The 21,671-nt window shown below is 53.1% G+C and carries 17 protein-coding genes and 2 pseudogenes; 13 read left to right on the top strand and 6 right to left on the bottom strand.

The genetic code is table 11. The features are described from left to right. The first annotated feature begins 20 nt into the window (after positions 1 to 20). The 4 genes from ABWV33_RS00095 (at position 21) to ABWV33_RS00080 (ending at position 3,873) form a co-directional block, all read left to right on the top strand. Positions 21 to 1,877 (top strand): ABC transporter permease, encoded by a 1,857-nt coding sequence (locus tag ABWV33_RS00095; protein ID WP_353328451.1) that lies wholly within the window; start codon positions 21 to 23, stop codon positions 1,875 to 1,877. Next, positions 1,874 to 2,647 (top strand): ABC transporter ATP-binding protein, encoded by a 774-nt coding sequence (locus tag ABWV33_RS00090; RefSeq protein WP_353328449.1) that lies wholly within the window; start codon positions 1,874 to 1,876, stop codon positions 2,645 to 2,647. The genes ABWV33_RS00095 and ABWV33_RS00090 overlap by 4 nt, the downstream gene beginning before the upstream one ends. Next, positions 2,640 to 3,341, top strand: a complete 702-nt coding sequence (locus tag ABWV33_RS00085; RefSeq protein WP_353328447.1) for an ABC transporter ATP-binding protein — start codon at positions 2,640 to 2,642, stop codon at positions 3,339 to 3,341. Before ABWV33_RS00090 ends, ABWV33_RS00085 begins: the two co-directional genes overlap by 8 nt. 94 nt (positions 3,342 to 3,435) lie before the next feature. Continuing rightward, positions 3,436 to 3,873 (top strand): MarR family winged helix-turn-helix transcriptional regulator, encoded by a 438-nt coding sequence (locus ABWV33_RS00080; protein ID WP_113822708.1) that lies wholly within the window; start codon positions 3,436 to 3,438, stop codon positions 3,871 to 3,873. On the opposite strand, the gene ABWV33_RS00075 is transcribed toward ABWV33_RS00080, so the two are convergent. Together ABWV33_RS00075 and ABWV33_RS00070 are read right to left on the bottom strand one after the other, a co-directional pair. After that, positions 3,868 to 4,980 (bottom strand): CaiB/BaiF CoA transferase family protein, encoded by a 1,113-nt coding sequence (locus tag ABWV33_RS00075; RefSeq protein ID WP_353328445.1) that lies wholly within the window; start codon positions 4,978 to 4,980, stop codon positions 3,868 to 3,870. The two genes, ABWV33_RS00080 and ABWV33_RS00075, sit on opposite strands and share 6 nt — an antisense overlap. Before the next feature lie 73 nt (positions 4,981 to 5,053). Next, on the bottom strand, positions 5,054 to 6,220 hold the full coding sequence (locus tag ABWV33_RS00070; RefSeq protein WP_113822706.1) for an amidohydrolase family protein: 1,167 nt from the start codon (positions 6,218 to 6,220) through the stop codon (positions 5,054 to 5,056). 166 nt (positions 6,221 to 6,386) lie between these two features. Between ABWV33_RS00070 and fdxA the strand changes: the two genes are divergently transcribed. Then, positions 6,387 to 6,719, top strand: coding sequence for a ferredoxin FdxA (gene fdxA, locus ABWV33_RS00065; RefSeq protein ID WP_353328443.1), 333 nt, complete (start codon positions 6,387 to 6,389; stop codon positions 6,717 to 6,719). Positions 6,720 to 6,736: 17 nt separating this feature from the next. Next, positions 6,737 to 7,543 (top strand): ferredoxin--NADP reductase, encoded by an 807-nt coding sequence (locus ABWV33_RS00060; protein WP_353328441.1) that lies wholly within the window; start codon positions 6,737 to 6,739, stop codon positions 7,541 to 7,543. Between the two features lie 272 nt (positions 7,544 to 7,815). Here ABWV33_RS00060 and ABWV33_RS00055 read toward each other — a convergent pair whose 3' ends face one another. After that, complete coding sequence (locus ABWV33_RS00055; RefSeq protein WP_353328439.1) at positions 7,816 to 8,586, bottom strand: crotonase/enoyl-CoA hydratase family protein; 771 nt, start codon at positions 8,584 to 8,586, stop codon at positions 7,816 to 7,818. A gap of 11 nt (positions 8,587 to 8,597) precedes the next feature. Further along, positions 8,598 to 9,359, bottom strand: a complete 762-nt coding sequence (locus tag ABWV33_RS00050) for an SDR family NAD(P)-dependent oxidoreductase (protein WP_353328437.1) — start codon at positions 9,357 to 9,359, stop codon at positions 8,598 to 8,600. Between the two features lie 206 nt (positions 9,360 to 9,565). Here ABWV33_RS00050 and ABWV33_RS00045 point away from each other — a divergent pair, with 206 nt between their 5' ends. The 4 genes from ABWV33_RS00045 to ABWV33_RS00030 are packed head-to-tail and all read left to right on the top strand — an operon-like array spanning position 9,566 to position 14,623. Beyond that, complete coding sequence (locus tag ABWV33_RS00045) at positions 9,566 to 11,410, top strand: feruloyl-CoA synthase (protein WP_353328435.1); 1,845 nt, start codon at positions 9,566 to 9,568, stop codon at positions 11,408 to 11,410. Continuing rightward, positions 11,407 to 13,035: an acyl-CoA dehydrogenase family protein gene (locus tag ABWV33_RS00040; protein WP_353328433.1), complete on the top strand. Its 1,629-nt coding sequence runs from the start codon at positions 11,407 to 11,409 to the stop codon at positions 13,033 to 13,035. Before ABWV33_RS00045 ends, ABWV33_RS00040 begins: the two co-directional genes overlap by 4 nt. A gap of 17 nt (positions 13,036 to 13,052) precedes the next feature. Next, entirely contained in the window at positions 13,053 to 13,463 is a 411-nt protein-coding gene (locus ABWV33_RS00035) for a Zn-ribbon domain-containing OB-fold protein (protein ID WP_353328431.1), read from the top strand. A gap of 11 nt (positions 13,464 to 13,474) precedes the next feature. Beyond that, on the top strand, positions 13,475 to 14,623 hold the full coding sequence (locus ABWV33_RS00030; protein WP_353328429.1) for an acetyl-CoA acetyltransferase: 1,149 nt from the start codon (positions 13,475 to 13,477) through the stop codon (positions 14,621 to 14,623). A gap of 82 nt (positions 14,624 to 14,705) precedes the next feature. Here ABWV33_RS00030 and ABWV33_RS00025 read toward each other — a convergent pair. Continuing rightward, positions 14,706 to 15,004, bottom strand: a pseudogene (locus ABWV33_RS00025) (transposase); the annotation flags it as partial. A gap of 593 nt (positions 15,005 to 15,597) precedes the next feature. On the opposite strand from ABWV33_RS00025, the gene ABWV33_RS00020 reads away from it, so the two are divergent. Beyond that, a complete protein-coding gene (locus ABWV33_RS00020; protein WP_353328427.1) occupies positions 15,598 to 15,783 on the top strand; it encodes a hypothetical protein in 186 nt (61 codons plus the stop codon). Positions 15,784 to 16,037: 254 nt separating this feature from the next. Here ABWV33_RS00020 and ABWV33_RS00015 read toward each other — a convergent pair whose 3' ends face one another. Further along, positions 16,038 to 17,696: an AMP-binding protein gene (locus tag ABWV33_RS00015; protein WP_353328425.1), complete on the bottom strand. Its 1,659-nt coding sequence runs from the start codon at positions 17,694 to 17,696 to the stop codon at positions 16,038 to 16,040. Positions 17,697 to 18,092: 396 nt separating this feature from the next. On the opposite strand from ABWV33_RS00015, the pseudogene ABWV33_RS00010 reads away from it, so the two are divergent. Together ABWV33_RS00010 and ABWV33_RS00005 are read left to right on the top strand one after the other, a co-directional pair. Further along, positions 18,093 to 18,818 (top strand): annotated as a pseudogene (locus ABWV33_RS00010) (site-specific integrase); the annotation flags it as partial. A gap of 1,964 nt (positions 18,819 to 20,782) precedes the next feature. Next, positions 20,783 to 21,671 (top strand): hypothetical protein (locus tag ABWV33_RS00005; RefSeq protein ID WP_353328423.1); only part of this gene is annotated, 889 nt, incomplete at its 3' end.

The following is a 21,671-nucleotide window of genomic DNA, read 5'->3' as shown; positions in this document are numbered from 1 at the left end:
AAAAGCCGGGAGGGGAATTCATGGGCTTTTACTTCGCGCAGTTGCTGACGGGGCTTGCCAATGCCTCGTCGCTGTTCCTGATCGCATCGGGGCTTTCAATTATCTTTGGTGTGACCAGGATCGTGAACTTTGCTCATGGCTCGTTCTATATGGTCGGTGCATACTTGGCCTATACGCTCGTCACGACCCTAAATGCGGGCATTTTTGGGTTCTGGTTCAGCGTCATCGCTGCCGCCCTTATCGTCGGTGTTGTCGGTCTGTTGATTGAACTGACCATTCTGCGCCGCATTTATCGCGCACCCGAATTGTTCCAACTGGTTGCGACATTCGGCGTCGTGCTGATCTTTCAAGATGGCACCCTCGCCATTTGGGGGGCTGAGGATCTTTTGGGGCCACGTGCGCCTGGATTGGATCGGGCCGTCCGCATCATGGGTGAACCCATTCCCGAATATGATCTTGCACTAATCTGTATTGGGCCTGCTGTTTTGCTGGGTATATGGTTTTTGTTTCATAAAACGCGCTGGGGTGTTCTGGTGCGCGCCGCAACACAGGATCGCGAAATGGTCGCTGCTCTTGGCGTAAACCAGGCATGGCTCTTTTCTGCTGCTTTTGTCCTTGGGGCATTCCTTGCCGGTCTTGGTGGCGCCTTGCAAATACCGCGCGAGGCAGCATCGCTGCAAATGGATCTGTCGATCATTGGCGAAGCCTTTGTTGTTGTGGTAATTGGAGGGATGGGCAGTGTAACAGGCGCCTTCGTGGCGGCCGTGTTGATTTCGGTCCTGAACGCCTTTGCCATCCTTATCTTCCCACAAATTTCGATTGTTCTTCCGTTTATCGTTATGGCGGTTGTGTTGATCGTGCGTCCTTATGGCTTGTTCGGTAAACCCGGAAGTGAGCATGGCGGAACAGAGGAGCCCGACCAACCTCTCAGATTGATGAGCAATCAAGCCTCGATGATCCTGTTTGCAGCGGTGGCGATGCTTGCGCTCAGCCCAGTTGTTGTAGCGGAATTCACCACTATCCTGCTTGTTGACGTCATGGTGGCAACGCTCTTCGCGGTCTCATTACATTTTATGATGGGTATCGGGGGCATGGTCAGCTTTGGACATGCTGCTTACTTTGGTGTAGGAGCGTATGCTGCTGCACTCTCCGTAAAACTGCTTGGATTTAGCATGATCCCAGCCATGATTTTCGGCCCCATTGCTGCGGCAGCGGCTGCTTTGTTCTTTGGATGGTTCTGCGTCCGTTTATCTGGCGTCTACTTGGCCATGCTCACAATGGCTGCCGCGCAAATCCTATGGGGCGTAACCTTCCAATGGCAGGATTTCACTGGTGGTGACGATGGTATCTTGGGCGTATGGCCCGCGAAATGGGCCAGTTCGGATCAAGTATATTTCTATATTGCCTTTGTTCTGTGCATCGGTGGCATATGGTTCCTGCGCCGCGTCGCCCACTCGCCGTTCGGCTATACATTGCGTGGCATCCGTGACAGCAAAACCCGTGCCGAAGCGATTGGCGTCGACACCAAGTTCCATCAATGGATGGGCTTTACCTTGGCAGGTGCCCTTGCGGGGCTGGCCGGTGTAATCTTTGCTTTTTCCAAAGGATCTGTTTTCCCAGACAGCCTTGGAATCGCGCAAAGTATTGATGGCCTAATCATGGTGCTGCTCGGTGGTATTCATGCGCTGGCCGGCCCAATCTTTGGTGCCGTGGCCTTTGTCATGATCGAGGACTGGGTTACCCGGCTCGAATATTGGCGCTTTATCTTTGGCGGGATCATTTTGGTTGTTGTTTTGCTGGCCCCTGATGGCATTGCTGGTGGCGTTCAAAGACTACTGCGTGCTGTCATGCCGACCAAGAAAGGAGACGCAGCATGAGCCCTGTTCTATCAGTTCGCAATTTGGCCAAAAGCTTTGGCGGGATCAAAGCTGTTCAAGATGTGAACTTCGACGTTGGCAAGGGGGAATTCCTTGCTCTGATTGGGCCTAATGGCGCGGGTAAAACGACCTGCTTCAACATGTTGAATGGGTATCTGAAACCCAATACTGGTTCAGTCAAGTTGAACGGCAAGGAATTGCTGGGAACACCACCGCGCAAAATCTGGCGGATGGGAGTTGGCCGGACCTTTCAGATCACTGAAACCTTCTTGTCGATGACCGTGTTGGAGAACATCCAAATGGCGTTGATCTCATATCATCGACGGGTGTTCGATTTATTTTCACGTGCCACGCGATTGTATGTCGACGAGGCGATGGCTCTGCTCGATCTGGTCAACATGAGCGAACAGGCCCAGCGAGCTTGCTCGGAACTGGCCTATGGCGATCTGAAACGTCTGGAACTTGCCATTGCACTGGCGCATGAACCTGCATTGCTTTTGATGGATGAACCAACGGCAGGTATGGCACCCTCTGAACGTATCGCTTTGATGGCCCTAACTGCCGAAATCGTCGAACGTGAAGGGGTCAGCGTGGTGTTCACCGAACATGACATGGATGTGGTTTTTGCCCATTCCCACCGCATTCTGGTGCTGAACCGGGGGGAATTGATCGCGGAGGGTACTGGCGAAGAGATCCGCGCGAACGCGACAGTGCAAGAGGTCTATTTGGGCGGCGGCACCCTATTCGAAGAGGAGTTGGCCCATGCTTGAAGTCGCAAACCTGAACGCTCGATATGGGCGCGCGCAAATTCTGAACGGCGTCTCGCTGTCCCTCGAGAAAAACGAAGTGGTTGCTGTCTTAGGGCGCAACGGGGCAGGCAAATCGACCACCATGAAATCCATCATGGGCATGGTGCGCCAGAAAACGGGTCAGATCACCTATGAGGGGTCTGATATTTTAGGCAAGCCATCCCATTTGATTTGCCGGGCCGGTGTTGGGTATGTTCCAGAAGAGCGGCGCATTTTCGGGGATCTCACGATCGAAGAAAACCTAGAGGTCGGCCGTCGTGACAAGCGCAAAGACGCGCCTGAATGGACGTTGGAGCATCTCTACGAGCTCTTTCCCAACCTGTTGGAACGGCGCAAAAACCTGGGAAAGCAATTGTCGGGTGGCGAGCAACAGATGCTAACTATTGCCCGCACGTTGATGGGCAATCCAAAGGTGGTCTTGCTGGATGAACCATCCGAAGGGATCGCTCCTGTCATTGTAGAACAGATGGCCAATATCATCGCAGAGTTGAAACGTGAGGGGCTTTCTGTGTTGATCTCGGAACAGAACCTTCACTTTGCGAGATTGGTGTCTGATAGGGCCTACATCATTGAAAAGGGTCAGGTTTGCTATGATGGGTCGTTTGATCATCTCGATCAGCATCCTGAGATCTCACAGAAATACCTCGCGGTGTAATCAAAAAAACCGGGCCGAAACGGCCCGGTTTTACCGTTGTTCGCATACCCTTAGTTGTTATACTGCAAATGATCAAAAAGCAGTGGGTACGATAATGACAGATGCAGCAGAGCAGAATGAGAACGCCTATCAATTAGACGATCAGGTGGGTTATCTGCTGCGGTTGGCCAGCCAAAGGCATGCTACGATTTTTCAGTCGCGCACTCTAAATGGGCTGACACCCACGCAATTTGGTGCCCTGCTCCGTATCTCAGAGCAAGGACAGTGTTCACAAAATCACTTGGGGCGTTTGGCTGCGATGGATGTGGCCACTATCAAGGGCGTAGTGGACCGTCTGCGTCAAAAGGGGTTGACCCTCGCAGAATCAGATCCAAACGACAAACGTCGGACGCTGATCTCACTCTCCCCAGAGGGAGAGGAGATGGTCAGGCAAATGGCAGAGGTTGGGCACGCCATTACTGCCGAAACCTTAAAGCCCTTAACCGCCGCCGAACAACGTAACCTTATCAAGATCCTGCGAAAGATATCATGATCTCGTCGGCTTTTGCGGCGATGCTTTGGCCAAGCTGAGCTCTGACCGCGAAAAGGTTATCGGCGTACGTAATCCGGGCACCTCCTCGGGGGCGATCTGCATATCCCGATACTTGATTTGAGGATCACTCAAAGCTTCGGCCACGGAATTGATTGGCCCACCCGGTACAGCCCCTTTTTCCAGCGCCTCAAGCAGATCCTCCTTGATCCAGAGCAAACACGCTTTGGTCAAAATGTCCGTCAATTCAGCGCGATGTACCACTCGATCCGCATTGCTTAAGAAACGCGGGTCCTTAACCAGTTCGGACACATTTAGAATATCACAAAGGGTGCCATATTGCCGGTCATTGCCACACGCAATGATGATGTGCCCATCCTTCACGGGAAACACCTGATAAGGCACGATATTTGGATGCGAATTGCCAAGACGTTTCGGACACTCTCCAGAGGCCAAGAAATTCATCCCTTGGTTCGCTAACACCCCAGTCATACAATCCAGCAAGCTCAGGTCAACGTGCTGCCCCATTCCCGACCGGTCCCTCTCAGCAAGGGCTGCCTGAATTCCAATGACCCCATATAGCCCCGTAAAAATATCTGCAAAAGCCACACCAATTTTCTGCGGCTCCCCGTTCGGATCCCCCGTCAGATCCATAACACCGCTCATGCCCTGGATCAGGAAATCGTAGCCCGCCCGATGCGCGTAAGGTCCATCCTGACCAAACCCTGTCACAGAGCAATAGACCAGACGCGGATTGATCTGCTTCATACTCTCGTAATCGAGGCCAAATTTCTTGAGCCCGCCAACCTTAAAATTCTCGATCAACACATCTGCGTCGCAGATCAGGCCCACCAGTTTTGCCCGATCCCCTGCGTCGCCAAAGTCCAGGGCAATACTGTCTTTGCCGCGATTGGCCGCGTGGAAATAGGCGGCGGTCTTCTCCCCTTCACGCTCAATGAACGGGGGGCCCCACTTGCGGGTATCATCGCCATCAGGACTTTCCACCTTAAGTACGTCAGCGCCTAAATCTGCCAAAGTTTGACCGATCCACGGACCTGCTAATATCCGCGCCAGTTCGATCACCTTCAGACCCTGCAACGGTGTGCTCATCATGCGTGCCTTTCAAAAAAACCCCCAGCGCCTTAAGGGCAGCTGGGGAACAGTCTTGGGGAGTTTCTGGGTTTTAGCTAACGACTTCGGGCAAGCGTGTTGCCGGGGGCGTGTTGCGGCTGCGGTGGCTAGTCACAGCACCATCAATAATGGTCATGCCAACACCGGGCAAATTGCCCAGCTGCACTGACTCAAGCATGTTTTTACCTGGCGCGTGCTGGGCCTGATCCATCAATACGAAATCGGCACACATCCCAACTTCGATCAAGCCTGTATCAAGTTCGCGCTGACGGGATGTGTTTCCGTTGGCAAAGCAAAACGCGATTTCCGCCGGGACATCCCCAAGCGACGACAGCATCGCAACCATCCGCATAATCCCGAGGGGCTGAACGCCGGACCCGGCCGGGCCATCTGTGCCCAAAATAATGCGATCCATTTGCTTGAGTTCACGCGCTGTATTTAATGTCAGCAAAGCGGCGCGCTCGTTGCCGTTGTGCACGATTTCCAACCCTGCGGTACAGCTTTCGCATAAGCACATGATCTGGTCATCCGGAAGGGCCGAATGCCCGCCGTTGATATGCCCGATCACGTCTGTCCCTGTTTCCAGAACCATATCAGCATCAATCAAACCCGAACCCGGGATCGATGGCCCCCCGGTGTGAATGGTAGATTGAATGCCATATTTGCGGGCCCAATCAACCATCTGCTTGGCTGTCTTACCATCTTTGACAGTCCCAAGGCCAACCTCGCCCAAGAGCTTAACACCGGCGTCAGCCATTTCTTTGAAGTCTTCCTCGACCATACCGTGTTCAATCACGGGGGCACCGGCATGAACTTTCATGCCCGAAGGGCGGAAGTTTTCGTACCAACGCTGCGCAGCAATCGCCATCGCCTTCAGACCAACGATATCCTTAGGGCGGCCCGGCATGTGTACTTCGCCCGCTGAAATCAGTGTTGTCACCCCACCATGCAGCGTGGAATCAATCCAATGCAATTGCTGTTGGCGCGGAGTGTAATCCCCGACCACAGGGTGAATGTGGCTGTCGATCAAACCCGGAGCCAGCGCAACCCCATGTGCATCGACAACGGTATCTGCGTGTTCACAATCCAGATCCTTTTCATACCCCCATTCAGCAATTTTGCCGTCTAGGGCAATCAGGCAGTCGCCATCTAGAATCGGTTGCTCCATCTTCCCTGACAACAACAACCCAATGTTTTTTATGACAAGCTTTCCAGTCATCGTTTCCTCCGGTTGCGAAAGTTCGCGCAAATTATCGTTTGCATACTAATGTATCATCAGAACGCGTCAAGCATTTGATCTCCAAAGATCGAACGCCAAAAATACATATTGACAGAGTTTGGCAATTCCGAATAATCATTAGTATACAAATGAATGGAGAGCCTGTATGACCTACGTCGTGACCGACAATTGCATCAACTGCAAATTCACTGACTGCGTCGAGGTCTGCCCTGTCGATTGCTTCTACGAAGGTGAAAACACTCTGGTCATCCACCCTGACGAATGCATTGACTGCGGCGTTTGTGAACCCGAATGCCCGGCTGATGCCATTCGTCCCGATACAGAGGCTGGAATGGAGCCTTGGGTTGAGCTCAATCAAAAATACGCCGAACTCTGGCCCGTCATCGTTGAGAAAAAAGATCCGATGCCTGATGCCGACGACTGGAATGGCAAAGACGGGAAACTCGCTCTGTTGTCCTTAACCCCTGCCGCCGCATAATCGACAAGGAGACACCAATGCCGCTAGATAGCTCCCCCAAAACTGACTTCCCTGCCCCTGCAGGCGTGTTCGCTCAAACCGTGACATCTGTTGAACATTTCACTAACCGTCTATTTAAATTTCGGATTACTCGCCCGTCGACATTCCGGTTCCGCTCCGGTGAGTTTGTGATGATTGGGCTCCCAAATGCGGAAAAGCCGGTTTTTCGTGCCTATTCTATCGCCTCGCCCAGTTGGGACGAAGAAATCGAATTTTACTCCATCAAAGTCCCCAATGGCCCGCTGACAGAACACCTACAAAAAATCAAAGTCGGAGACACCGTTTTGATGCGCAAGAAGCCCACGGGAACGCTGGTTAATGACGCGCTACTGCCGGGTAAACGGTTGTGGATGTTTTCAACAGGCACTGGCATCGCCCCGTTTGCTTCTCTGATCCGCGACCCCGAAACATATGAGAAATTCGACGAGGTCATCCTAACCCACACTTGCCGAGAAGTGGCAGAGTTGGATTATGGCAAGCAGCTTGTCAAAGCCTTGAAAGAAGACCCTCTGGTCGGAGAAATGGCCCAGAACTTGCGCCACTACTGTACAACCACTCGCGAAGATTACCCTTTCAAAGGTCGGATCACAGATTTGATGGCCAGTGGTAAAGTTTTCGACGATCTTGGCATTCCGCCTATATCGCCAGAAGTAGATCGGGGCATGATCTGCGGCTCCATGGACATGCTGCGCGACACCAAAGCCTCCCTCGAAGGGTTTGGGTTGATCGAAGGTGCGAACAACAAACCCGCCACCTTTGTAGTCGAACGCGCTTTTGTTGACTGAATTTCCGGGGCGGCCCACCTGCCCCAGAGATGGCACCGGGGTCTGATCTCCTCGCTCTCACCTTCAGACCCCGGCCTGCCAAGATACGACATACCGATCCGAAGCTCCCTCATTTTTTCGGATCGCGTCAGGGGAAAGCCGATCCTCCAAAACGCTTTCCCCGCTCTATCCCTGCTATCACCTGCTCAAATGGATCTGCGCCCCTAGCGCGCAATGCAAAAAGGGCTGGTACAGATGTCTGTACCACCCCCTCTTGTTCGTTGCCGTTTGGGTTATTGATTGTCCCGTTTGCCCGTCTTCGCCAAAAATGCCTCCATCCCCGCGCGCGCTTCGGGGGACGATTGTGCAATCGCTGCAGCCAGGCTTTCAGTAAAAAGCCCATCGCTGGCTGACATGTCGTTGATCCGGGTGATGGCCTGCATCATCATATAGTTTGAAAGCGGCGCATTCTCAGTTACGCGCCGCGCGAGCTCCATCGCTTTGTCAAAAATCGTTCCGTTTGGTTCAACGTAATGCGCAAGACCAAGGCTTAATCCATCGTCAGCTTTATAGCGGCGTCCGGTCAGCATCATTTCCATCATACGTCCGGCACCGATGATCCGGCCAATCCGAACCGTGGCCCCGCCACCAACAAAAATGGCGCGACGCCCTTCAGGAAGCTCATAAAACGTATCTTGCTGACTTACCCGGATATGAGCAGTCATCGCCAACTCCATCCCGCCGCCCAAGACACCGCCATTCATTGCAGCCACGACAGGAACACGCCCATATTCGATCTTGTCGAAAATCCGATGCCAAAGACGGCATTCATGCATAGCCCCAGCTGCATCCCGCATGGAATGCTCCAGCAAATCAAGCCCGGCACAGAAATGTTCGCCAGAGCTGCGCATAACAACCGCCCCAATCGCGTCGGGCAGATTGTCAAAGTAGTGCTCAATCTCGTAAAGCAGCCCATGGTTGATGGCATTGAACTTGGCAGGACGGTTCAATGTCAGAATACCGACATTGCCATCTGTTTCGCTCGTTATGTTGGTATATTCCATCGCAATCTTCCTTACTTGGGCTCAAGCCGGATGGCGCCGTCCAAACGCACGCATTCACCATTTAGCATCGTGTTCTCGATCATATGTCCTGCAAGCTGGGCGAATTCGCCGGGTTTGCCAAGACGCGATGGAAAAGGAACCTTAGCACCCAGACTATCCTGGATCTCTTGGGGGAGGGTTTCCATCATCGGAGTCGAAAAAATCCCCGGTGCAATGGCCAGGACCCGAATGCCAGATCGCGCTAATTCCCGTGCCGCCGGTAGGGTCAGACTGGCCACCCCCCCTTTGGACGCTGCATAGGCCGCCTGCCCAATCTGGCCTTCGAATGCGGCCGCGGATGAGGTGTTGATAATCACGCCGCGCTCATTATCGTTTTGGGGTTCGGCTTGGGACATTTTTTCAGCGGCCAATCGCAGAACGTTGAATGTTCCAATCAGATTCACCTGAACCGTCCGTGAAAACCCCTCGAGCGGCGCAGCCCCGGTGCGACCAACGATCCGTTCCCCATGTGTGACACCTGCACAATTCACGACAATGCGTGGTAATCCATTTGCTTCGATTGCCGTGTTCAACGCCTCGGCGACGGCTTCTGGGCAGGTCACATCACAAGGCGCAGCTACGGCACCTAGATCTTTGGCTGCAGCATCCAATTGCGCACCAGACAGGTCAAACAAAGCCACTTTAGCCCCGCGCGACGCCAGCATTTGTGCAGTCGCAAACCCTAAGCCCGAAGCCCCGCCGGTCACAATTGCTGATGCATTCTCGATCTTCATTTTGTTTCTCCTTGTTGCCAAACCCGTCGCTACGCAGCGGAAAGTTCCTCTCCTCTTGCCCCAAACGCTTCGGCAACCTACTCAAGTAGTAAATTAAGTGAACGTTCGATAATACATTTGCACACTAACAATCTCTTGGGTAGTCTATTTCTACCAAAACCGGTTCGCGAATGATGATTCCGAAGAACGACGCCAGGGAGAAAACGATGAACAAAGATGTTCACCAGACCAAAACAGGGATAGAGCCCACCGCCAAATTTGCCCCCGCCAAAGTTAGGCGTCATGATTTGGGCGACGGAGCGTTCACCTTGGAAAGCCCCCTGCCCTTGGACCTGCCACACGACTGCCTATCGGACCTGCTGGACCACTGGGCGGAGGCCGCGCCAGATCGACCCTTTCTGATGCAACGCGGGGCTGATGATCAGTGGCAAGGCGTCACATTTTCTGAAACGTACGAACAGGTTCAGTCCCTTGCCGCCTTCTTACTTCTTCAGGGGCTAGGTCCGGACCGTCCGCTGTTGATCCTGTCTGGTAACTCCGTCCGCCACGGCGTCCTGATGCTAGCAGCAATGCACGTTGGCATTCCGGTGGTTCCCGTTTCGGTCCCCTATTCTCTCTACGACGGCGAACTGACCAAACTGCGCCACATCGTCGAAACGACAAACCCCGGCATGGCCTATGCCGATGATGCCCTCGCGTTTGACCACGCGTTTACATATTTGGCAGGCGAAAACATTAAATTGTTCTCCGACAACGGCGCGTTGAGCTATGATACCGCCTTGCGAACCAAGTCGTCCGAAGCCGTCAGCCAAGCGCGCCAAGCTGTGGGACATGACACCGTAGGCAAAATCCTGTTTACCTCAGGCTCCACAGGCCTACCCAAGGGCGTGATTGTGACACAACGTATGATGCTGGCTAACCAGCAAGCGTTGGTTCAGATCTGGCCGTTCCTGAAGACAGACCCACCTGTGATCGTCGACTGGTTGCCGTGGAACCACACATTTGGCGGCAACTTCAACTTCAATCAAATCCTGTGGAACGGCGGCTCGTTTTATATTGATGACGGCAAACCCGTGCCTGGTGAGATTGAAAAAACTCTGCGCAATATTCGCGAAATCTCGCCCACTCTTTTTTTTAATGTCCCGCGTGGCTTTGACATGATGCTTCCCCTCCTGCGGGATGACCCTGAGCTGCGCCGTGCCTTCTTTGCCCGGCTTCAGTTGATCTTTTTCTCAGGCGCTGGTTTGCCAGATCACCTGTGGGAGGGGCTCGAAGAATTGGGCGTAAACGAACGTGGCGATAAAATCCCGTTTGTCTCTGCTTGGGGCGCGACCGAGGCGATGATGATCACCTGCGTCCACTTTCCCATTGCCAGCGCGGATGTGGTGGGTTTGCCGACTCCCGGAAATGAAATCAAATTTGTTCCCAACGGTGGCAAATTGGAAATGCGTGTGCGCGGACCACACGTGACCCCCGGCTACCTTAACAACCCTGCAAAAACGAGCGAGGCCTTTGACGACGAGGGGTATTACTTGATTGGCGATGCCGGACGTCTCCAGAACCCCGAAGACCCCTCTGAAGGCATTGTTTTTGACGGGCGCACGTCCGAAAACTTCAAACTGATGACAGGAACCTGGGTCGCCGTGGGCAATCTGCGTTTGGCCTTGCTGGAGGCACTGAAACCGTTGGTGTCAGACGCGGTGATCACCGGCCATGACAAGAGCGAAATCGGAGCACTTTTGTTCCTAAACGCGGATGAATGCAAAACTCGTGCAGGTCGTGTTGATACGCTTGCAAGCTATGCCGCTGACCCGGCCGTGCGTGCATATGTTTCTGAACAGTTGGCCGCTTACAACAAATCCCAAACGGGCAGCGCCACGCGTGTAAAACGCGTCCTGATCCAAGGCGATACCCCCTCAGTTGAGAAAAATGAGATCACCGACAAAGGGTATATCAATCAACGGCTTGCCTTGGAGCTTCGGGCAGACAGTATTGCTGGCCTCTACAAAGGTTCCGCTGCAGTAATCCTTCCTGGGGAGGTTCACACATGATCGACTATACTGCCTCAGAAGCAGAAATCGCCTTTGTTCTGAAGCACATCGGCCGACCGGATCGCCTGCCCGATTGGAGCGACGATCTGGCAGATGATTTGATCCCCGCTTTGGGCAAATTCATCAACGCCGAAATCTCGCCCCTTGATCTGATTGGGGATGAGGTTGGTGCAAAACTGGAAGACGGCCGGGTCAAAATGCCCCCAGAAATGGTTGCCGCTTATGATCGCTACCGGCAGGCGGGTTGGACCGGCCTTACCGCCCCCGAAGATTTTGGGGGGCAAGAATTGCCCCATATCTTTGGCGCAGTTTTGGCTGACATGTTGGCAGGCGCCTGCATCTCATACGAAATGGTACTTAGCCTTGCACAGGGCTGTATCCGAACCCTAACCGCATGCGGCAGTGACGACCAAAAGGCCCGGTACCTGCCGCAGTTGATCTCGGGGGAATGGATGGCATCGATGTGCCTGACAGAACCTGATGCAGGATCGGATCTTGGCCTCATCAAGACAATCGCGACCCGTGACGAAGATGGATATGCCCTGAGCGGCGCCAAGATTTTCATTTCTGGTGGGGATCATGATTACACCGACAATGTGCTGCATCTGGTGCTTGCACGAACCCCAGACGCCCCTGCGGGCGTGCGCGGGCTGAGCCTTTTTGCCTGCCCCGCGACCTTACCTGATGGCACACGCAACACCGTTCAAACGGTACGGATCGAAGAAAAGATGGGGATGCATGGCTCCCCCACCTGCCAGATGGCCTTTGACGGTGCGCGGGCAGAATTATTGGGCACTATTGGTCAAGGTTTGGCCGCGATGTTCACGATGATGAACGCTGAACGGCTGGATGTCTCACTGCAAGCTGTTGGACAAATGGATGCAGCCTTTCAGCGGTCGCGCAGTCACGCCTCGGCACGACGCCAAGGCACAACAGCCGGCGAAACCGCCATGATCACGCAACATGGCGACGTTCAGCGGATGCTTCTCGATATCTATGCCCACACCATGGGGTGCCGTGCCATGGTCTATCGGACATTCGTCGATATGGACCTAGGGGCCGATCAAGGGCTTTTGGACATCCTCACCCCAACCTGCAAAGCCTTTGCAACAGATGCAGTCAACATCGTCTCCAGCCAAGCCGTACAAATCCACGGCGGCTATGGCTTTTGTAAAGAATACCGGGTCGAGCAAATCATGCGCGATGCCCGGATCATGGCAATATACGAAGGAACCAATGGCGTTCTCGCAACTGGGCTTGCCCGTCGTGCCATTCGCACAAACAACGGCGCCGCCGCCGATGCCTTTGCAGAACTGGTTTCAACGGGCCCGACCTCGATGGAACTGGCAGATGCAATCGAAGATTGGCGTGCATCCACAACAGCCATGCAGAACGGCACCGATATCGGGCCTGCTGTTACAGATTACATGCGTTTGACTGGTTTGGTCTATTTCGGCCGGGTTTGGGCCGATCTTGAAACCGTTGCGGATCATGCCCCTGAGCCTGCCCTTTTACGGGCTGCAGCCTCTCATGTGCGCGCGCGGCTTTTGCCTGAAGCAAGCTTGTTACGTCGACGGGTCGAGGTCTCAGAACCAACTCATGCTGCAGAAATATTCGCTCTTTAATCAGAAAGGAAAATGTCATGACTGACTTTGTCCCCCCCGAAGCAAGCCCACAAGCCGACGCGACGTTTCGCACCGGTTTGACAGATGGGAAATTCTTAATTCAACGCTCTGCCAGCACTGGCGCATATGTCTTCTATCCACGAGCAATTGCCCCAACGACAGGCGCAGATGATCTGCAATGGGTCGAAGCCTCTGGTGCCGGAACCGTTTACGCCAGCACCATCATTCGCCGTCCTGCCAAATACGGTGGCGATTACAATAACGTGTTGATCGATCTCGCCGAAGGTCCCCGTATTTTCAGCCGTATCCTAGATGTGGACAACGAGGCGATCCAAATCGGCATGCAAGTTCAGGCCGTTGTCACAGTTCCCGACTTTGGCCCGAACGCCAAATCCGGTGAACCTGCTGTATTCTTCAAACCTGCGTAAGGAACCTCTACATGTCACATCCATTACGCGGCAAATCCGCAATTGTAGGCACCGGCTATTACGGTCTAGGCAAGTCACCCAACACCTCTCCGCTTGAGCTTTTGGCGAAGGCGACACAAAACGCTTTAGCTGACGCCGGCATGAACTTGTCAGAAATCGACGGGATCTGCGGCGGTACATTTTACCACTTCTTCCCCACCCTTTCGATCGCTGAGTATCTGGGTATTAAACCCACTTGGGCAAACTCTGACATGGTGGGCGGTTCGTCGTTCATGTCTTACCTGCTCGAGGCCACCATGGCGATTCAGTCCGGTCTCTGCAAAAACGTTCTGATCTGCTATGGCTCGAACGCGAAATCATCGCGGAATTTGAACGGCATCATCGAAACACCACAATGGGAACGGGCATATGAGCCAATGGTTCCCGTACCCGGTTATGCTTTTACCGCACAGCGCTATATGCACGAATTCAACGTCCCCAAAGAGCACTTGGGTCACGTCGCAATTTCGGCGCGCAAATGGGCACAACTCAATCCGGATGCAACAATGCGTGCGGACTTGACGATGGAAGAATACCTCGCCTCCCCCAAAGTGGCAGATCCCCTCACCGTATTGGATTGCTGCCTGATGTCAGACGGCGGCGCAGCCATCATTGTTACATCTGCGGAACGCGCCCAAGATTACCAGCAAAAGCCCGCCTATTTCCTAGGCGGCGGCAATGCCATCTCACACCGCGAAATCAGCCAAACGGGCTCATTGACAACGACATGCGCAACCGAAAGCTCAAAGCGAGCATTTGAGATGGCTGGGGTTACCACCAAAGACGTCGACGTTGTTGAGCTCTATGACGCCTTTACGATCAATACCCTTCTGTTCCTTGAAGACATGGGTTTTGTGAAAAAGGGCGAAGCAGGCGCTTTTGTCGCTGAAGGGCACATTGCTCCGGGGGGATCTTTGCCCGTGAACACCAATGGGGGCGGGCTAAGCTGTGTACACCCCGGCATGTATGGCCTGTTCTGCTTGATCGAAGCAGCAACCCAATTGCGAGGTGCCGGTGGCGAACGTCAAATCAAGGACGCCAATATTGCCATAGCACACGGGAACGGTGGGACATTCTCAAATGAGTTTACTACCGTGCTAGGCAGTGACGCCACCCTTTAAGACATTAACCATCTGGGCAGTGAGTCATCGCAAAAAGTACGATCTTGCCGCCCAGATCCTTAGGGGTCGAACCCATCGAGTTTCAAAACCAGTAAATGACGATTGCGATGAGAGCGATAGCTGAGAGGAAGACCTTCTGAGCATCGGTCATATATGGTCCTTATACGCCGGCAATCTTTGAGACGGCCAAATACCTTCTCGATGCGGTTACGTCGCTTTTAGCAGCGCTTGACATACTTCACTCGCGTTTTGCCCCGTCTTCCTCTGGGTATTCAAGTGCGCTTCCCCTTGTCTTGCAAGGCTTCCCGGAAACAAACTAGCATCATAGCCGCGGTCCGCGAGCAATCTGTCAAAGTGCGGCAGGTAGCCGAACAAAGCCCGCCCCTCTTTTTAATGCCCATGCTAGTCGATATTCGATGCGCTTTGATTTGGACCTTCAAGCATATGATGCAAGACACGCCTCCGGTGCGTCGCTCAAACCCATAGGATAAAACATGTCATCGCGTCATTTTTGGAACCTTGAACCATGCAACGGACCTTAAATCAATGTGTCCTGATCCTAGTAGCCATTAAGCCAAATCAAGCCCTTTGGAGAATTGGCTTTCCGAAATAGTTTCCGGGGATCATGGTTCTATTTACTCGGCTATACCACACAGGGCGATACGTGACCAATGACCAATAATTCACAATCTCAGTCCGGATCATTTCCGTTATTGAGTTACCCTTGCGAGCGGATGATATGCCTCTGCTTGCACATGCAATGTATAAACATGCAGTGATAGCTGACTACGTCGCAATCACTCTTCCATTGGTCGTGGCTGGGTTTGTGGTCATTCGCTGAAACCTGACTATTTGGTTAATCAAATCATAGTTAGTTCGCGTTTGATGGCAGCCATGCGGGACTTTGCAACGCTTCTCCACAAAATGCCTGCGGATATATTGGTGAACGTCCACGACGCAACCGAGCAGCGAAAATGCTCGAGTTGGATGCACAACTGGTTGGGCTTTCATCCGCCCACGCTGCCATTGCCGAAATTTCGTTTAAGGGCTTCGACGACGTGATGGAAAACCATGTGGAAACGTTGTCACAACTTGTGTCTGAGCATCAAATCGCAATCGATCGGATCGCAAAAGCGCGCGCGAAATACGGCCTGACTTAACAATCTGCTCAATAGGGCAAATTGAGACCCTTCATTACGGAGCGCTTCAACGGCAGCAATGCGCAGAGAGCGACCTTTGCAAAGTCACCCCGTCAAGCTTACGGCTGGGTACGAACTCGCGGCGATGCAGCGCAAACATCGGACATTGATAATAGGTGCAGCATTTTTTCGTTCTGGATGACCGCTCAGCGGATTGAGCGACCGTTCTCCGCCCTCCAGAATTTGAATGACGCATTCGACTTCGAGAAGCCGGATCAAGTAGCACCAACACTCGCTTTTCGCAGCAGGAACCGTTGGATTTTCCCGCTGGGTGTTTTCGGTAGTTCGGTCACGAATTCGCAAATCCGAGGGTATGCGTGTGCCGAGAGGCGCTGTTTGACATATTCCTTTAGTTCCGCGGCAAGCTCTTCATTGCCCTCTCTGCCCTCTGCTAGAACGATCACCGCTTTCACGATTTCGGTCCGTTCTTTATCCGGCACGCCAACAACCGCAGCCTCTGTCACTGCGGGATGCTCGATTAGGGCGCTTTCTACATCAAACGGTCCGATGCGATAGCCCGAAGAGGTGATAACGTCGTCGTTACGTCCTACGAAAGTTATGCACCCGTGCTCATCCCGCTCCACCGTGTCCCCAGTAAGATAGTAACCGTTCTCGATCGAGTTTTTGCCCTTGTTCAGATAACCACCGAAAAACATGAGAGGCGATTCCGCGATTTTCACGGCCAGTTGGCCCGGTTCATCGAGATTGGCAATGCTGCCATCCTCGGCCAAAACCTCGACTCTGTATCCCGGCATGACATAACCTGCCGATCCCGGGCGCACGGGGTGTTCGAGCCCGTGATGGTTATTAACTAGCATGCCCGTTTCGGTCTGCCCGTAGTGATCCTTGATCGGTGCATTCAGTTCTGCCTCAAACCAACGGATGACTTCGGGGTTCAGCGGCTCGCCCGCGCTACTGATACAGCGGAGTTGATCACGCAGCTGAACTGCACGTTCGGTTCCGGAGGCGATAATTAGTCGAAACGCAGTGGGCGCACCAGCAAAGTTAGTTACGCTCAACCTTGAAATCACATCATAAGTGCTGTCCACCGTGAATGGCCCTTCGACCAGAGTGGTTGCATGACCCAGTAGCAATGGACCGATCACTGCATAGTAGAGCCCATAGGCCCAGCCAGGGTCGGCAATGTTCCAAAAAACATCCTCAGGCCGTAGGTCGATACCTTCGACCATGTAGGATCGAAAGGCAGGCAAGGCTTTTAGCGGGATAGGCACACCCTTGGCGGGCCCTGTAGTTCCAGAGGTGGCCATCATGAGCATCAGATCATCGCCGTTTCGCAAAACTGGGACAAACTCAGTTGATTGAGCGGCCATTATCCGGCGGAAATCAATGTCGCCTGTAACAAGCTCTTGTGAGGTATCCGCAATCAATGCGACAGGCGGGTAACCTTTCACATCCTTGAGCTTTTCGCGGTTGGCAAGGTCGGTCACAACCAGCTTCGCGCCGCTCATAGTCAAACGGTCCTGGATAGCCTTGGGGCCAAAGGCTGTAAATAAAGGCTGATAAGCCGCACCAGCGCGGAACGCGCCCAGCACAACCGCCACTAGATCAGGGGTGCGCGGCAACAGTCCCGCCACGATGTCGCCCGGTTGAATGCCCTGTTTCTTGAGCAGGTTAGCGAAGCGGGAAGCTTCATCGCGCAACTTGGCGAAGCTGCGAGTCTCATGATGCCCGTCCAGCCTAATCCAGTCCAAAGCTAGGGAAGCGCCTTGCAAATGAGCATCGCAGCATTCCACGCATGCGTTGATCCCGTCGCTGAAACTGCCGGACAACAGGGACCTTTCGGCGTCCAGATCGAAGCTATCCACCGCTTTGGAGTAGTCGGGGGAACTTCCAGTGCCAAAATGCGATGCCATTGAAATCATCTCCTGCAATTGCAATCCGCAATTACCTTGCACCTAAACGGATTGAAATTCCACGTTAGAGATTACCCAAGCACCGGCGCGCCAGAAAGTGGACCGGTTGCTCTCATAGGCAAAGCCCGCTCTGGGCTCTGAGCCGACATTGTTACCCAAAATCGATTTTTGCCTACTTAATCGATTTTTGCCCACTTAAAGGTCAGCCTTGGTGTATCCGAGATACCCTGTTTCCTTTTGCAGCGCGTATCTACCTCTCTTGCCAAACGACTTTCCCGTTTTGATGTTGGTGTGACCGCTTTCAGCGCCAGTCAGTCGGCCAGCATGTTCACCCCCACGCCATGCCGCAGATAGGAAGCACTTTGCACGCTGATGCTGGTGGTGGTGGTTGAAGGGGACGGATTCCCTACCCTATCGCTATCGACGAAAGACCGTCACCTCTTCGGGCTCGGCTGGAAACACGCGCAGTGCTGGTTCTCCCTTAATCATCAAAACCGGCAAATCGCAATCGTGTTGGCCCGGGTCCGACACAAACATGCCCGCCCGCCGGGGTAAAAGAAAGCGATCCTGCTTCTGGGATACGGAGGCGGTTTGCACCGTTCCCAGATCGTCAGCTTGGATGTCGGCAAGAATGTCCCCCCAAAATCCGGTGGATAGATCGATATCTTCGACGATAGCGAAATTCTCACCTTGAACGCTAAGATTGGATGGCCTTCAGTAGAGATTGGGCGCCAACCTTCGAAGCCAATCTGCCCAATCCATGCTCTCGAACAATAGGTGCACTTCGTAAAGATTGATGTCAGTCCAGTCTTTGTGCGCACATCGCGGGACGGAAAAAAGGCCTTGGAAGCACGATTAAGTGACAAACACATTGCCCGCTTCATTCAGCAAACCATTCTAAAACGCGGCATTCAACCGGAACTATCCGAGAAAACCGGCTCGCCCTGTTCTCGGGCCATTCCCTGCGCGCGGGGCCTCGTCTAATCGGCATTAGTTGACGAACACCATGTCCAGAAACAACTCGGGCCCGCTTCGGCTGAGATGACCCGCCGCTATCAACGCCGCCGAAACCGGTTCCGCGGGACCTTGACCCCCAGCCCCATCACAGCGCCTGTCCGCTGAACCTACCATAGAAACTACGCTCGAGATGCAGTTACCCTAGATTACAACTGGGTGAAAACCGCTCCGTGTAGAAGCTTTAAGTTGATGATGCCGCTCTAAGGCCCACTGTAGCCAAGTTTCAACAAAAGCTGGAAACTCGGAGACTTTGAATTCGTCGAGTAAGGCACCAAATGATAGGAAATTCTACTTCGCCGATCGGGCGGGGTGGTAATTGCAGTTCTAAGATTTCTCGTGTTTGGGTATGGGTAAGATAATCGAAGCATCGGTTTGCTCTTCCGGACGAAGCAGCTTGATGTCCAACAAATGCTCGGCTCCTTCGATTTCGAAAAGTCTTGAAATGGAGAAGAGCGGCCTCGCCAGAGTTATTATTCTGCACCGGTAGTGAAGGTGAACCTCTCCAGAGCAGCGGAAGAGGGAGTGCAGGTTGCCGCTTGATGGTTTCACCCAGTTTTAAAGTCCGAGTATGTTGTTTTTCCGAAATCTTCGGGCAACGGCTACGTTCATGACGTTCAAACCGATCTTCTGTGCGATCTGAACACGCACTTTGCCCCGACTCTTCTGCCGAAATCGAGCGTAGCAAAGCCCGCTACCCACTCAAACCTGAACTTGAAGTGGAAGGCGAACTGGGTGTCATGATGAACAATTACTGGCACCAGTTCCCATCGGTATTCCAAATGCACCCATTGGCAACCTAGACAGTGATTTCGAGAAAATCACCATCCCTGTTCAGATGCTCATGCAGGGTTACTAAGTTGGCTGAGCAACCGTGGTTTTCGCGGAATGCAATGTTGCATCATCCGGTCTCCCTACAATTCCTAAAATTAACATTATGATGAATAGACGGCTCCGAAATGTAGCCATGATAGAACCACATCCGAAGCGCAAATTCCCATCAAAACAGGACGTTGCACTGGGGATGCGGATGGCACGCTGCTACCCTTACCTGAGCTTGGAAGAACGCCGGAAGCTTGCCAAGTGGCGTCAAGCCAAAAGGGGCTACTGCCTTGTACTCGAGCAACTGAACTTACGTCAAATACCGCTTCTTGTTTATGCATCCGCTTCGTACACCAAGCGATGAACTAGAGCTCGCCGCTGATGCCTGGTAGGGTTTGATGGACGTGTCCGCGTTTGATCGTGCGGATTGTCTCTATGCTGTTAAGGGTACCTTTTGCATTCCGCAAGGAACGGAAGCTCTGTCGGTGTCCGAGGAGCCGTCCCATAGAGGCGTGGTCGTTTTCCATTCAGTTGTTGCACCATTTTCGGTTGATGTACCGGAAGCTTTCGGAATGCAGCTTTAACCGCTGACTGATCGCACGAATGACGCTGCGATAGGTGTATGCCTTGACCGTGCAGATCGTGACGGGCTGTTAGGGCCGAACGCGTTCGATAGCCTTGTTAAGAAAAGCTCTTGCAGCCTTCGTATCCCGCCGCGCGGTCAGGTGGAAATCAACCATCTACTCTTTCGCATCGATCGCGCGTCAAAAGTAGCACCACTTACTTCCCACCAACACCGATCTAGGCCTCGCTTGCGTGCCAATCTATACTCGTCCGGTGCAGGTGTTTCTCGGTTCGTTTGGTCAAATCGGGACTGAACTTTTGAACCCAGCAAACCCCGGTGGATCGGTCAACGGTGTTACCGCATTCAGCAAGCAAATCTACAACTTCCAGATAAGACAGAGGTTAGCGCAGGTATCAACGCACAACAAAAAGGATTGAAGTTGTGCGGAAAACAATGGCGGTTGAACGGCCATTTGCGCGGCATGATCAACCTCAAAAGTCGTAAAGTGACCAAGCGAAACGCTTAATGCAACAGTCTCGGGAAGGTTCAAGATAGCCAATGGAAAGCCAAGAACACTGTGTTTGAAACCACACATCGCAGTTGGCTTATTTGTTGATCCGCGCAATACTCCGGCTAAGATTATCACAGGTTAACGGCTTCCTATCTGTTCTAAGGTTATCAGCATATGTCGACTAGTCAGGATCAACTCACCACCGAACAGCTTTCCCAAGCTGTTCTCCGGCATATGCTCGAGACCGGGGCACCCAACATTCTCGTTGTCGACACCAACCTACTCGCTTCTGTCAAACTTCCGGAAGGAGCTATTGTTGAATACCCACTGCTGTTAGATGGTTACCTGATCCTAGTGCAACCTGATGGCACGCTGATCGTCTTTCCAAATGCTACTGAAACCTCGCTGCTGGTCGATACTGGGATGGCCCTTGTTCCTTTCAGTCGTCTCTGGAACGTGGCAACACCAGAAAACGAATGGACCACGCTCAGCGATGTGCCTAGGGTTCCACTTCATTTCATCCTCAGTCTTGGGACCCCACATCAGGGGTCTGCAGATGATCTGGAACTGGTCGTCGGCGACCCGCTTCTCGGTCTCGAAATCAACCCATTGCTTCCGCCAACGGACTATGAATTCGGAGATGAGTTAGAACGTCGCTACGCTGGAGATAAGGACGATGGGACGCCGCCCGCTGGCCTACAGATTGTTCTAAAAGGCCAGCTGGTTACGGCAGAAACGGACGCGATCACCAGTATCCGCCCCGCTGATCAAATTGAGATTCGCTTTGATACAGCTAGTTCTGCTTCCTCGGTTTCCGAGATACGGATCGAAGTTTCGGGCCTGCCAATTGGGGCAATTGCCAGTCACGGTGGGCTCGTCGCACAGCCGGACGGAACCAATACTCTGATCTTCATCGGATCCTACGCGGAATTTCAGGCTCTTACATTGTCCTTCCCGACCGATTTCTCGACAGCGTCCCGTACGGATATTGCGAGTGGTCCACTTTCTGGAACTATAGAGGTTGTTTCCAATACCGGTGAAACTGAAGCTCTTGATTTCCCAA

This window comes from Phaeobacter sp. NW0010-22, from assembly GCF_040365955.1.
Taxonomy (GTDB): Bacteria; Pseudomonadota; Alphaproteobacteria; order Rhodobacterales; family Rhodobacteraceae; genus OMPR01.
Note: the sequence above shows the minus strand (reverse complement) of the source record. Positions and strands in the feature narration are given on the sequence as shown.

What these genes read in the sequence shown, in the direction of transcription:
- ABWV33_RS00045 (WP_353328435.1), top strand. Translation starts at nt 9,566, where the DNA reads ATGAACAAAGATGTTCACCAGACCAAAACAGGGATAGAGCCCACCGCC.
- ABWV33_RS00085 (WP_353328447.1), top strand. Translation starts at nt 2,640, where the DNA reads ATGCTTGAAGTCGCAAACCTGAACGCTCGATATGGGCGCGCGCAAATT.
- ABWV33_RS00020 (WP_353328427.1), top strand. Translation starts at nt 15,598, where the DNA reads ATGCTCGAGTTGGATGCACAACTGGTTGGGCTTTCATCCGCCCACGCT.
- ABWV33_RS00075 (WP_353328445.1), bottom strand. Translation starts at nt 4,980, where the DNA reads ATGAGCACACCGTTGCAGGGTCTGAAGGTGATCGAACTGGCGCGGATA.
- ABWV33_RS00090 (WP_353328449.1), top strand. Translation starts at nt 1,874, where the DNA reads ATGAGCCCTGTTCTATCAGTTCGCAATTTGGCCAAAAGCTTTGGCGGG.
- ABWV33_RS00030 (WP_353328429.1), top strand. Translation starts at nt 13,475, where the DNA reads ATGTCACATCCATTACGCGGCAAATCCGCAATTGTAGGCACCGGCTAT.
- ABWV33_RS00035 (WP_353328431.1), top strand. Translation starts at nt 13,053, where the DNA reads ATGACTGACTTTGTCCCCCCCGAAGCAAGCCCACAAGCCGACGCGACG.
- ABWV33_RS00070 (WP_113822706.1), bottom strand. Translation starts at nt 6,220, where the DNA reads ATGACTGGAAAGCTTGTCATAAAAAACATTGGGTTGTTGTTGTCAGGG.
- ABWV33_RS00015 (WP_353328425.1), bottom strand. Translation starts at nt 17,696, where the DNA reads ATGGCATCGCATTTTGGCACTGGAAGTTCCCCCGACTACTCCAAAGCG.
- fdxA (WP_353328443.1), top strand. Translation starts at nt 6,387, where the DNA reads ATGACCTACGTCGTGACCGACAATTGCATCAACTGCAAATTCACTGAC.
- ABWV33_RS00055 (WP_353328439.1), bottom strand. Translation starts at nt 8,586, where the DNA reads ATGGAATATACCAACATAACGAGCGAAACAGATGGCAATGTCGGTATT.
- ABWV33_RS00040 (WP_353328433.1), top strand. Translation starts at nt 11,407, where the DNA reads ATGATCGACTATACTGCCTCAGAAGCAGAAATCGCCTTTGTTCTGAAG.
- ABWV33_RS00050 (WP_353328437.1), bottom strand. Translation starts at nt 9,359, where the DNA reads ATGAAGATCGAGAATGCATCAGCAATTGTGACCGGCGGGGCTTCGGGC.
- ABWV33_RS00095 (WP_353328451.1), top strand. Translation starts at nt 21, where the DNA reads ATGGGCTTTTACTTCGCGCAGTTGCTGACGGGGCTTGCCAATGCCTCG.
- ABWV33_RS00080 (WP_113822708.1), top strand. Translation starts at nt 3,436, where the DNA reads ATGACAGATGCAGCAGAGCAGAATGAGAACGCCTATCAATTAGACGAT.
- ABWV33_RS00060 (WP_353328441.1), top strand. Translation starts at nt 6,737, where the DNA reads ATGCCGCTAGATAGCTCCCCCAAAACTGACTTCCCTGCCCCTGCAGGC.